The organism is Agromyces humi (assembly GCF_009720255.1).
Lineage (GTDB): Bacteria > Actinomycetota > Actinomycetes > Actinomycetales > Microbacteriaceae > Agromyces > Agromyces humi.
Genome location: NZ_WJSP02000081.1, coordinates 1 through 12333, shown reverse-complemented (window position 1 = coordinate 12333; position 12333 = coordinate 1). Strand labels below are relative to the sequence as shown.

10 protein-coding genes are annotated in these 12333 nt (G+C 71.0%); 6 read left to right on the top strand and 4 right to left on the bottom strand.

What is annotated here, in order from left to right:
* Positions 1 to 71 precede the first annotated feature (71 nt).
* Positions 72 to 1457 carry a pyridoxal phosphate-dependent decarboxylase family protein gene (locus tag GH736_RS09290; RefSeq protein WP_159602390.1) on the bottom strand — a complete coding sequence of 462 codons (1386 nt, stop codon included), beginning with the start codon at positions 1455 to 1457 and terminating at the stop codon, positions 72 to 74.
* 264 nt (positions 1458 to 1721) lie between these two features.
* Here GH736_RS09290 and GH736_RS09285 point away from each other — a divergent pair, with 264 nt between their 5' ends.
* Positions 1722 to 2558, top strand: coding sequence for a DNA/RNA non-specific endonuclease (locus tag GH736_RS09285; protein WP_159602387.1), 837 nt, complete (start codon positions 1722 to 1724; stop codon positions 2556 to 2558).
* A gap of 64 nt (positions 2559 to 2622) precedes the next feature.
* Here the strand turns inward: GH736_RS09285 and GH736_RS09280 are convergent, their stop codons facing one another.
* Positions 2623 to 4494 (bottom strand): alkyl/aryl-sulfatase, encoded by a 1872-nt coding sequence (locus GH736_RS09280; RefSeq protein WP_159602384.1) that lies wholly within the window; start codon positions 4492 to 4494, stop codon positions 2623 to 2625.
* A gap of 127 nt (positions 4495 to 4621) precedes the next feature.
* Here GH736_RS09280 and GH736_RS09275 point away from each other — a divergent pair, with 127 nt between their 5' ends.
* A complete protein-coding gene (locus GH736_RS09275; protein WP_159602381.1) occupies positions 4622 to 5476 on the top strand; it encodes a DNA/RNA non-specific endonuclease in 855 nt (284 codons plus the stop codon).
* Between the two features lie 40 nt (positions 5477 to 5516).
* On the opposite strand, the gene GH736_RS09270 is transcribed toward GH736_RS09275, so the two are convergent.
* Positions 5517 to 6800, bottom strand: a complete 1284-nt coding sequence (locus GH736_RS09270; RefSeq protein WP_159602378.1) for an AI-2E family transporter — start codon at positions 6798 to 6800, stop codon at positions 5517 to 5519.
* A gap of 45 nt (positions 6801 to 6845) precedes the next feature.
* A complete protein-coding gene (locus GH736_RS09265) occupies positions 6846 to 7817 on the bottom strand; it encodes a cation diffusion facilitator family transporter (protein WP_159602375.1) in 972 nt (323 codons plus the stop codon).
* A 49-nt stretch (positions 7818 to 7866) separates the two neighbouring features.
* Here GH736_RS09265 and GH736_RS09260 point away from each other — a divergent pair, with 49 nt between their 5' ends.
* From GH736_RS09260 to GH736_RS09245, 4 genes are all read left to right on the top strand, one after another.
* Positions 7867 to 9435, top strand: coding sequence for an FAD-dependent monooxygenase (locus GH736_RS09260; RefSeq protein WP_235933919.1), 1569 nt, complete (start codon positions 7867 to 7869; stop codon positions 9433 to 9435).
* 19 nt (positions 9436 to 9454) lie between these two features.
* Complete coding sequence (locus tag GH736_RS09255; RefSeq protein WP_235933917.1) at positions 9455 to 10378, top strand: EamA family transporter; 924 nt, start codon at positions 9455 to 9457, stop codon at positions 10376 to 10378.
* A gap of 163 nt (positions 10379 to 10541) precedes the next feature.
* Positions 10542 to 11939 carry an MFS transporter gene (locus tag GH736_RS09250; protein WP_159602369.1) on the top strand — a complete coding sequence of 466 codons (1398 nt, stop codon included), beginning with the start codon at positions 10542 to 10544 and terminating at the stop codon, positions 11937 to 11939.
* 106 nt (positions 11940 to 12045) lie between these two features.
* A partial coding sequence (locus GH736_RS09245; protein ID WP_235933916.1) for an alcohol dehydrogenase catalytic domain-containing protein occupies positions 12046 to 12333 on the top strand: 288 nt, incomplete at its 3' end.

Here is a 12333-nt window from a genome sequence, read left to right as displayed (position 1 = left end):
GCCGCGCGCCCGGCAAGCGTCAGAGAACGCGCGGCATGCCGGGCACACGCGGCCGCCCCGGCGGCCCCGGCTCAGGCCATCGAATCGAGGATCTCCACGAGCCGCTCGAACGTCGTCGTCGGGTTCACGATCGCGAAGCGCGTGTTCGGCCGGCCGCCGTGCGAGCTCGGCGTGACGAAGGCGCGCTGCTCGTCGAGGAGGCGGGCAGACCAGGCGTCGTAGTCGGCCTTCGACCAGCCCTCGCGCTCGAAGACCACGACGGACAACTGCGGATCGCGCACCAGGCGCAGCCCGTCGCGCGACGTGATCTCACGGGCGATGTCCTGGGCCAGCTGGATCGAGCTCGAGATCGCGTCGCGGTAGGCGCCGCCGCCGTGCGTGGCGAGCGAGAACCACAGCGGCAGGCCGCGGGCCCGACGGGTGAGGTGCGCCGCGTAGTCGGACGGGCTCCACTCGCTCGTCTCGGTGAGGGTGTCGAGGTACTCGGCGTGCTGGGTGTGCGCCCGGCGGCCCGTCTCGGGGTCGCGGTAGATGAGCGCACACGCGTCGAACGGGGCGAAGAGCCACTTGTGCGGGTCGACGATCACCGAGTCGGCGTGCTCGACGCCCGCAAACCGGTGCCGCGCCAGCGGCGACAGCATGGCGGCGAGCCCGTAGGCGCCGTCGACGTGCAGCCAGAAGTCGAAGTCCCGCTTGAGCGCGGCGATCGACGCAACGTCGTCGACGATGCCGAAGTTGGTCGAGCCGGCGGTGGCGACCACGGCGAAGACGGATGCCCCGTGCTCCTCGAGCGCGGCACGCACGGCGTCGCCCCGCAGCATCCCGTCGTCGCCCGGGCGCACGGGCACGACGTCGACGTCCATGACGCGAGCAGCGGATGCGATGGAGGAGTGCGCCTCGGCGCTGCACACGACCTTCCACCGCGGGGGCATCTCCGCACCGGCGTCGTGCACCGCGAGGCGCGCGTGCTCGCGGGCCGCGACGAGCGCCGAGAGGTTGCCGAGGGTGCCGCCCTGCACGAAGACGCCGCCCGCCGTGGCCGGGAGCCCGAACTCGTTCGCGAGCCACGCGAGCACCTCGTTCTCGGCGTGCACCGCGCCGGCGCCCTCGAGCCACGACCCGCCGTAGAGGGCGCTCGCCGACACGACGAGGTCGAACGCGATGGCGGCCTTCGTCGGGGCGGTGGGGATGAACGACAGGTAGCCGGGGTGATCGGTGGTGATGCACGCCGGCGCGAGCACGTGCTCGAACAGCGACAGGGCGCGAGCCGCGCCGATGCCGCGCTCGTCGATCGTGCGGCCGGCGAGCCGGTTGAGCTCGAAGGCGGAGATCGGCTTGTCGAGCGGGGTGTCGGTCGCGAGCATGCGCCGGCGGGAGTAGTCGAGCACGAGGTCGACGAGGCGAGTGGTCTCCTCGGAGGTCGCGTGCATGCGCGCCTCGGGCAGGTCTGCAGTCATGGGGAGGGGTTCCTCTCGGAGAATCGGCGCGATGAGGCCGCTGAAAAGCGTTGCACACCGGGCAGTCCATTCGCAAAATCGCGCAAGTTCACGCGTTCGCACGCACGATGCGTGCGGTGGGGTGCATTGTGGCGCACGAATCTGCCTTCGCCTACCTCTCCCCGTGCAGGCCGTTCCGGGCGATCCCTGATGCCGATTCCCCTCCGGGAGGGTACACCGGGAACGAGGAACCCTCATGGACGGAGGGTGAACGAGGAGGACCTGATGCATCTCGATGACCCGACCGCCGACTCCGCGGTCACGGAGGCTGCCGGCTTCGACCCGGCGTTCCTGGGCGTGCCGGCGGACATCCCTCGCCTCGGCGACGTGCAGGCCGCGGCATCCGTCGAGCTCGCCTACGAGCACTTCACCGTGGTGCTCGACACGACGCGGCGGCTCGCGGCGGTGACTGCGGTGAACATCGACGGCGCGCACCTTACGAAGGTGCCTCGCGGCGACCGCTGGGTGTTCGACCAGCGGATCCCCGAGGAGTTGCAGGCCGGCCCCGAGGTCTACGCCGACAACGACCTCGACCGGGGGCACCTCGTGCGGCGCAACGACCCCGTCTGGGGCGAGCCCGAGGTCGCCGCACGCGCGAACGACGCCACCTTCCACTTCACCAACGCCGCTCCGCAGGCGTCCGACTTCAACCAGGGCCACGAGCTCTGGGTCGGCCTCGAGGACCACGTGCTCGAGCACGCGCGGGCGCATCAGCTGAAGCTCAGCGTGTTCACCGGGCCGGTGCTCGCCGCCGACGATCCGCCGTACCGGGGGATCCGCATCCCGCTGCGGTTCTGGAAGGTCGCCGCGTGGAGCACGGGCGAGGCGCTCGCGACGACCGGATTCCTCGTCGACCAGTCGCCGCTCGTCGACGTCGACCTCCTGCCGCGGGAGCTCGGCGCGCCGCCGCCGCTCGGGCCGTTCCGCACGTTCCAGGTGCGCGTCGCGGACATCGCGGAGCTCACCGGGCTGACCATGCCCGACCTCGTCGCCGCCGAGAACCTGCCGCGGGGCGTGCCGGCATCGCGCGAGCTCACGAGCGCCGACGACATCCTGCTCTGAGCAGGCGGACGGATGCCGCGGCGCGCGGCCGCGGCATCCGTCGGATCAGCCCGGGCCGAGCGCGTCAGGGGGTGACGATGTTGAAGCCCGGGTCGCCCGGGTCGAGCACGCCCAGCACCGACTGCAGCACGCTCGCGTCGCCGTCGAGCACGAGGCCGCCGGCCATCGCCGCCTGCACGTCTCCCGTTGCCAGGCCGCCGAGGGCCGACTTCGGCACGGTCACCGTGAGCGAGACGTCGCCCTTGCCGTCGCGGGCGGCGGTGAGCACGCCGTTCCGCAACGTCACCCGGTAGGTCTCGCCGTCGTGGTCGGGGAAGGTCCACCGCGTCGCGAGGTCGAGGTCCCACGCCTTCGGTCCGTCGACCTGCACCGCGATCGCGTCGAAGAAGAGCTGCGGCGTGAGCTGGGCGAGGAGGTCGGCGGCCGCGGGATTCGTGGGCGTGCCGAACGCTGCCCCCCGGAGCTCCATCGAACCCGACAGGAATGCCGCCCGCCACGTGCCGTTCTCGCTGCCGAAGCCGAGCTGCTCGAGCACCTCGGAGAGCAGCGCCTTCGCACCCTCGTGATCGGGCTGCGCGAACACGACGTGGTCGAGCACCTGGGCCGCCCACCGCAGGTCGCCGGCCTCGAAGGAACCTCTCGCCTTCTCGACGACCGCGTCGGCGCCGCCCATGAACTCGACGTACCGCGTGCCCGCCTCGACCGGCGTGTGCTGCCACAGGTGTGACGGGTTGCCGTCGTACCAGCCCATGTACCGCTGGTAGATCGCCTTCACGTTGTGGCTCACCGAGCCGTAGTAGCCGTGCGTGTTCCAGGCCGCCTCGATGGCCGGCGGCAGCTCGATCATCTCGGCGATCTCGGTGCCCGTGTGGCCCTGGTTGAGGAGTCGCAGCGTCTGGTCGTGCAGGTAGGCGTAGAGGTCGCGCTGCGTGGAGAGGAACTCGGCGATGTGCTCGGTGCCCCAGGTCGGCCAGTGGTGCGACGCGAACGCGACCTCGGCCTCGCCCGCGAAGGTCTCGATCGCCTCGGTGAGGTAGCCGGCCCACGCGTGCGGGTCGCGCACCACCGCGCCGCGGAGCGTCAGCAGGTTGTGCAGCGTGTGCGTGGCGTTCTCGGCCATGCAGAGCGCCTTGCGATCGGGGAAGTAGAAGTGCATCTCGGAGGGCGCCTCGGTGCCGGGCGCCATCTGGAACACGATGCGCACGCCGTCGATCGTGTGCTCCTCGCCGGTTCGCGTCACGTACACCGTGGGCGCGATGAGCGTGACCGTGCCGTTCGACGTCGACTGCCCGAGGCCGGCGCCGACGCTGCCGCGCTCGCCGCGCGGGAGGGCCGCGCCGTACATGTACGCGGCGCGGCGGCCCATGGCGGTGCCGGCGTAGACGTTCTCGGAGATCGCGTGCTCGAGGAATCCGGCCGGTGCGATCACCGGCACGCCCGCGTCGACCTCCTCCTGCGAGACGACGCCCTTGACGCCGCCGAAGTGGTCGATGTGCGAGTGCGTGTAGATCACGGCGACCACGGGCGTCTCGCCGCGGTGCTCGCGGTACAGGGCGAGCGCCGCTGCGGCCGTCTCGGCGGAGATGAGCGGGTCGATCACGATCACGCCCGTGTCGCCCTCGACGAACGTGATGTTCGACAGGTCGAAGTTGCGCACCTGGTAGATGCCCTCGACCACCTCGAAGAGGCCATGCTTCTGCACCAGCTGCGACTGTCGCCAGAGGCTCGGATGCACCGTGGACGACCCCTCGGCGTCGAGGAATCCGAACTCGTCCATGTCGTAGACCACGTTGCCGGCGGCGCCGTGGATCACGCCGGGCTCGATCGTGGCGATGAACCCGCGCTCCGCATCCTCGAAGTCGCGTCGGTCCTCGAACGGGAAGGCCCCGCCGATCGAGTTCCCCTGGTCGTGGCTGTTCGGCGTCGATTCCGACATCTGCGCATCCCCTCTTCGCGGGCGGCCATCGCCCGCTCGCCCATTCTCGTGTCGCCGTGCGGGCGGAGTCCACACCCCGTGCGTTGACTCCGGTGGGATTGTCAGCGGGCCGTGGTCGAGTGGGCGCATGGGCTTCGACGCGCAATTCCTGGGGGTGGCGGCTCCGCTGCCGCGAGTGTCCGAAGCGGATGCCGCGGCATCCGTCGAACTCGATTCGGTGCACTTCACCGTGGTGCTCGACACCGTGCGCCGATTCGCGCGTGTGACCGGGGTCAACATCGACGGGGCCGCGCTCGTCGAGCTCGAGCGCGGTGACCGGTGGCAGTTCGACGACCGCATCCCCGCCGACTGGCAGGCCGGCCCGCTCGTCTACGCCGACAACGACCTCGACCGCGGTCACCTCGTGCGTCGTCGCGACCCGGTGTGGGGGCCGCCCGAGGTCGCCGCGCGTGCCAACTCCGACACGTTCCGCTACACGAACGCGGCGCCGCAGGCGTCGGGCTTCAACCAGTCGAAGGAGCTGTGGCTCGGCCTCGAAGACCATGTGCTCGAACACGCGCGGGCCTACCGGCAGCGGCTCAGCGTGTTCACCGCGCCCGTGCTGGGCAACGGGGATCCCTCCTATCGCGGCATCCGCGTGCCCCTGCGGTTCTGGAAGATCGCCGCGTGGAACACCGGCAACGGCAACGGCAACGGCAACGGCAACGGCAACGGCAGCGACACGGGCGACGAGGGCACCCTCGCCGCCGTCGGGTTCATCGTCGACCAGGCGCCGCTGGTCGACACGGGAGCGGTGCGGGAGCCCGCCGCGGGCGAAGCGCCGCCGCTCGGCCCGTTCCGCACCTTCCAGGTGCCGATCGCCGACATAGCCGCCGCCACCGGGCTCGTGATGCCCGACCTCATCGCCGCCGACCGCATGCCCGAGGCGATCACCGAGCTGGGGTGGCGGCGCATCGAGGAGCCCGCCGACATCCTGCTCTAGTCGCTCGTGCGACGCCGACGCTCGAGTTGCTCCGAGTGCGCTAGGCGGGCGCGCCTGTCGTCGCCGAGTCTCCGCCGGCTGCCGCGTGCTTCTCGGCCCGCCGAGCCTTGCGGGCCGCCTTCGCCTCGGCGTCGAACTGCGCCATGATCTGCCGCGTCTGGTCGAGCTCGCCGAGCATCGGCCGGATCCAATTCATCGACGGATTCGTGTCGACCAGGACCAGGCGCACGAGCAGCGTGAGCGGGATCGCGAGGATCGCCCCGATCGGGCCGATGACCACGGCCCAGAACAGCACGGAGAAGAACGTGATCGTCTGGCTCAGGTTCACTGCCTTGCCCACGACGCGCGGCTGGATGACCGACTGGATGACCGCGTTGATGACGCCGTAGACGACGATGACGGCGATGACCGTGGGCCAGCCGCCCACGAGCGCGCCGAAGATGATCGGCGGCACGATGGCGATGAAGTAGCCGATGTTCGGGATGAACGAGCAGACGAACGCGAGGAGTCCCCAGATGAACGCGCCGGGCACCTGCAGGATGAGCAGCGCGATCCAGTTGACGATGCCCTGCGCGATGCCGAGCACCGTGGTGACGACCATGTAGCGCCGCACGTTGCTGCCGTAGCTCACCAGCGAGACCGCCGTCAGCGGTCGCACCGTGTAGAGCTCGCGCAGCACCGTCGGGACGAACCCGGCGTCCATGGCCATGAGCAGCAGCATGGTGAAGAGGATGACGAGCAGGGTGATCCAGCCGGTGAGGCCGCCGACCAGGCCGCCGACGAACCCGACCAGCTGCCCGGGATCGAAGCCCTTGGCGATATCGCTGACCTCGGTGGAGGTGATGCCGATCGAGGAGAGCCACGCGGCGACGTCCTGCCCGAATGCCGCGATCTGCGGCTTGAACTGCGGAAGCAGTTCGGCGAACTGTCCGAACGCGACGAGCACGAGGTACCCGAAGGCGAGGAGCAGCAGCGTGACCGCAGTGATCACCGAACCGGTGGCGATGCCGCGCGGCACGCCGCGCTTCTCGAGCCAGATCCGCAGCGGGTGCACGCAGATCGTGAGCACGAGGGCGAAGAACACCGGACCGAAGATGCCCGAGATCGCGGCGATGCCGAATGTCGCCAGGGCGGCGCCCCCGATGCCCATGAGGATGAAGGCGTTGCGGTGCTTCGAGGTCGAGTCCGCGATCGCGGCCTGCGCCGCCGCGACCTCGGCGGCGTCGGCCGCCGCGTCGGCTTCCTCAGGCGACGGCGCCTTCTTCTTGGTCCACCACATGAGGACTCCGATCAGCAGGTCGCCCCGACCCGCGCTCGTGCCCACCCTAGCGAGCGGATGCCGCGCGCGGCATCATCCAGTTCGCATGAGTCACCCGTCTTCAGGGGCGGCGAGCGTCAGGAAGGCGCGGCCCACATGCGGTCGTCGGATGAGCTCCGATTCGAGCCTCCTCAGCTCCCGCGCGGCATCCGCCTCGCTGCGATCGTCGACCAGGTCGACGGCGGCCACCAGCAGCACGACTCCCGGGCCGATGAACTCCATGTGCAGGAAGCCGACCCGGTCGATCTCGGGCGACTCGAGGAGCTCGTCGCGGACGGCGTCGCGCAGCGCGTCGTCGACCGCCTCGCCGAGGAGGAAGACGCGGTTCCGGGCGATGAGCACCACCGCCACGATGCCGAGCAGCACGCCCACGAGCAGCGAGCCGATCGCGTCGTAGACGGGTGAGCCCGTGAGCTGATGCAGGCCGACGCCGAGGAAGGCGAGCACGAGGCCGATGAGCGCCGCCGCATCCTCGGCGAACACTGCTCGCAGCGTGGGGTTGGAGCTGCGAGCCACGTGCTCGAGGGTGGCGACACTTCGTCGGCGCGCGTCGGTCCGCGCCTGGCGGTAGGCGCGGACGAACGAGATCCCCTCGAGCACGAACGAGATGCCGAGCACCGCGTAGGCGACGCCGTAGTCGCTCGCCGGCTCGGGGTCGACGAGCTCGGAGATGCCGTGCTGGATGGACACCACCGCACCGGCCGTGAAGAGCCCGAACGCCGCGAACATCGACCAGATGTAGGCGTCCTTGCCGAAGCCCAGCGGATGCCGCGCATCGGCCGGCCGTCGCGAGCGGCGCTCGGCGATGACGAGCAGCACCTCGTTCCCCGTGTCGGCCCACGAGTGCGCAGCCTCGGCGACCATCGAGGCCGAGCCCGTGATCACGGCCGCGAACGACTTCGCCGCCGCGATGAGCGCGTTCACGACGAGCGCCACGATCACGGTGACGAGGCTCTCCGCGGGCTGTTCCGCGGGTGGGGCGGCGCCTCGATCCGCCGGCTGCTCCGGTCGTTCCGCCGTCATCGTCCGAGTCTGGCACCGGATGCCTCGGCGGTGCCACAGTGGAGGGGTGGTGGCTGGGGGTGCGGAACTCCAGGCCGACGTCCTCATCGTGGGCGCCGGCCCCAGCGGGCTGATGCTCGCGGTGGTGCTCGCCCGGCTCGGCGTAGACGCGATCATCGTCGACGGCAAGTCGGGCCCGACACGCGAGTCGCGGGCGCTCGCCGTGCAGGCCCGCACGATGGAGCTGTACGACCAGCTCGGGCTCGTCGACCGGGTGCTCGCCGAGCGGTCGCCCGCGACCGCGGTCGTCCCCGGCTTCGGGAGCCACCCGTTCGGGCGCGTCGAACTGCGTGGGATCGGCGAGGGCGTGAGCCCCTACCTCGAAGTCACGGTCTTCGAGCAGAGCCGCAACGAGCGGATGCTCGTGGACGCGCTCGCCGGCCTCGGTCGCGAGGTGCGCTGGGGCCACCGGCTCGCACGGCTCGACGTCGTGGCCGAGGACGACGCAGGCGACGGCGAACGCGCCGGCGAACGCGCCGGCGCGGCATCCGTCATCGCCGGCCTCGACGGCCCCGACGGGCCGGTCACCGTGCGCGCCCGCTACTGCGTCGGGGCCGACGGCGCGCACTCACCGGTGCGCGAGGCGCTCGGCGTGCCGTTCGAGGGCGTGACGAACGAGCACAGCTTCTACGTGACGGATGCCGCGGGCGTGACGGGTCTCGTCGAGGGGGCCATCAACATCCGCATCACGGCCGAGCACTTCCTGCTCGGGTTCCCGATGGGGGCGGGCCGGATGCGCCTGCTCGGCGTCGTGCGCGACCGCGACCTGGACGCGGCCGGCGAACTCGCCGAGGACACCGTGAAGGACCTGGTGCGCCGGGAGTTCGGCGTCGCCTACACGGACTCGGCCTGGTTCTCGCGGTACCGGCTGCATCACCGGCTCGCGAAGCGGTTCCGCGTCGGCCCGTGCTTCCTGGTGGGCGACGCCGCGCACATCCACTCGCCGGTCGGCGCGCAGGGCATGAACACCGGGCTCCAGGAGGCGCACAACCTGGCGTGCGCGTTCGCCGACGTGCTCGTGCGCGGCATGCCCGACGCCCGGCTCGACCGCTACGAGGCCGAGCGCCGCCCGGTCGGACGCGTCCTCGTCGACACGACGGACCGCATGTTCGGGGTCGTGACGGCCGGCGGCCGGCTCGCACGGTTCGTACGGGGCAGGGTCGTGCCCGTGATCGGGCCCGTCGCCGTGCGGCTGCTGCCGCGCATGATCGGCGGCCGCCGCGTCTTCGGCTACCTGTCGCAGACCCGCATCCACTACCGGATGTCGCCGCGCACGTCGTCGGGCCGTGACCGCGTCGTCGGGCGGCGGCTGCCGTGGCTGGGCGGCGACGTCGACAACTTCGCCCCGCTGCGGGCGTTCACCTGGCAGGTGCACGGGTACGGCGTCTACGAGCCCGAGGTTCGCGCGATCGCGGAGACGCTCGGACTCGAGTGGCACGCGTTCCCGCCCGACCCGCAGGGGCGCCTCGATCCGGGCCTCGTCTACCTCGTGCGACCCGACGGGTTCGTGGCGGCCGCGGCATCCGCTCGCGCGGTGCCCGGCGGGCCGCCCGCCTTCCGTGAACAGCTCGCGGGCTGAGTCGGCGTATCGTCGACGGGTGACCCCCGAACTCGACGACCAGGACGCGCTGCTGCGCCGTCGCCGGTTCACGGGGGCGGCCACCCAGCTCGGCACCGAGGTGTCGATCAACTTCGGCTCGTCCCTCGCGGGCCTGCTCATCCCGATCGTCGGATCCTTCGTGGTCGTGGCCGCACGCCAGATCGTGATGGTCGCGGCGGTGCTGCCCTTCTACCGGCCGAAGCGCGCCGAGCTGACGTGGCGCCGCCTCTGGCCGGCCCTCGCGCTCGGCGTCGTGCTCGCCGTCATGAACCTCGCGTTCTACGAGTCGGTGCACCTGCTCGGGCTCGGCATCGCCGCGACGATCGAGTTCCTCGGCCCGCTCGCGATCGCGCTCCTGTCGTCGCGCCGGATCCTCGACGTGGCGTGCGCGCTCGCCGCGGGCGCCGGCGTGGTGCTGCTCATCGGTCCGGGGTCGTCGGATGCCGCGGCGATCGACCCGTGGGGCGTCGCCCTCGCCCTCACGGCCGCCGCGGCCTGGGCGGGCTACATCGTGCTGACCCGCCGGGTGGCCGTCGGCCTGCCCGGACTCGAGGGGCTCACGGTCGCGAGCATCGTGAGCCTGGCACTGCTGCTCCCGTTCGCGATCGCGACGTTCGATGCGTCGGTGATCGACTGGCGGGTGGTCGCGCTGCTGCTCGGCGTCGGCGTGCTGTCGTCGGCGCTGCCGTACAGCCTCGACACCTTCATCCTGCGCCGCATCACGCCCCGCCTCTACGCGATCATCACGAGCTTCGGGCCCGTGATCGCGGCGATCTTCGGGTGGCTGGTGCTGTCGGAGACGTTCACGCCGCTCGAGGTGCTCGCCATCGCGATCGTCTGCGGCGCCGCGGGCACCGCGATCGCCACCCAGCGCGACCGGCCCAAGTCCGACCTCGAGCAGACCGCGGAGGGTATGGCGTAGCCCCGCCTGCGCTCGCGGCATCCGTTCGTCGACGGCGGCGATCTGCAGGAATGCACACCCGCTGTGCGGGATACGCGATTGCCGCACGTCGGCGCCCCGGGCCAGAATCGCCTGCGACGTCACACCCCTTCATCGCGTCGCCACTACAAGGAGGTAGTCGCCAATGGCCGTCGACCGTACGACGCAGGGTCCGTCCCCAACATCCGCCGACCCGCAGGGGTCGCCCGTCCGCACCGGCCTGCGCAAGGTCGTCGCCGCCTCGATGGCGGGCACGATCGTCGAGTGGTACGAGTTCTTCCTCTACGCCACCGCGGCGACGCTGGTGTTCAACGTCATCTTCTTCCCGCCGAGCGACAACCCGCTCGACAACATCATCAAGGCGTTCCTCACCTATGCGGTCGGCTTCATCGCCCGCCCGCTCGGCGGCATCGTGTTCGGCCACTTCGGCGACAAGTACGGCCGCAAGCGCCTGCTCCAGCTGGCGATCATCCTCGTCGGCGTGACCACCTTCCTCATGGGCTGCCTGCCCACCTTCGACCAGATCGGCTACGCCGCGCCGATCCTGCTCATCGTCCTGCGCTTCTTCCAGGGCTTCGCGGTGGGCGGCGAGTGGGGCGGCGCGGTGCTGCTCGTCGCCGAGCACTCGCCCGACCGCGAGCGCGGCTTCTGGGCGAGCTGGCCGCAGGCCGCGGTGCCTGCCGGCAACCTGCTCGCCACGGTCGTGCTGCTCACGCTCTCGCGCACGCTCACCGAGGAGCAGTTCCTCGCGTGGGGCTGGCGCGTGGGCTTCTGGCTGTCGGTCGTGATCGTCGCCGTCGGCTACTACATCCGCACGAAGGTCACCGACGCGCCCATCTTCCTCGAGGCGCAGAAGGAGGCCGAGGCGGCGAAGAAGACGAACTACGGCGTGATCGAGGTGCTGAAGCGCTACCCCCGTGGCGTCTTCACCGCGATGGGCCTGCGCTTCGGCGAGAACATCATGTACTACCTCGTCGTGACCTTCTCGATCACCTACATGTCGGCGCACCTCGGCATGATCACGTCGACGATCCTGACGCTCATCCTGTTCGCGCACGTCGTGCACTTCGCGGTCATCCCCCTGATCGGGCGCATGAGCGACCGGCTCGGCCGCAAGCCCGTGTACGCGGTCGGCGCGGTGCTCGCGGCGGTCTGGGGCTTCGTGGCGTTCCCGCTGTTCGACACGAAGAACGACTGGCTGATCGTCGGCATCCTCATCGTGGGCCTCATCATCCACGCCCTGATGTACGCCAGCCAGCCGGCGATCATGGCCGAGATGTTCCCGACCCGCATGCGCTACTCGGGCGTCTCGCTCGGCTACCAGGTCACCTCGATCATCGCCGGGTCGCTCGCGCCGATCATCGCGACGATGCTGCTGTCGACGTACGAGAGCTGGGTGCCGGTTGCGATCTACCTCGCGATCTCGGCGGCCGTGACGCTCGTCGCCGTCATCGCCCTGCGGGAGACGGTCGGCATCTCGCTCCGCTCGATCGACGACGCGGACCGCGAGCGGCTCGCCGAGGAGGCCGCGCGGGTCGGGTAGGACGCGGCATCCGCAGCATCGATCCACGCGAGTGGGCGATCTTGGCGGCCGCGCCGCGGCAGAACCGCCAACATCGCCCACTCGAGGCACGAGAACGGAACGAATCGTGACCGAAGGCGTCGTGGCCGGCACCACCGCGGGCAGCGCGACACGCACCCGCACCATCACCGGAGCCGTGCTCGAGGAGCTCGGTCGCGGGCGTCCGTTCGCCGCGTCGCGACCGATCACGGTCGGCGAGCTCGAACTCGACCCTCCGGGCCTCGACGAATTGCTCGTGCGGATCGAGGCAGCGGGTGTCTGCCACTCCGACCTGTCGGTGGTCGACGGCAGCCGGCCGCGGCCCGTGCCGATGCTGCTCGGCCACGAGGCCGCCGGCATCGTCGAGGCCGTCGGC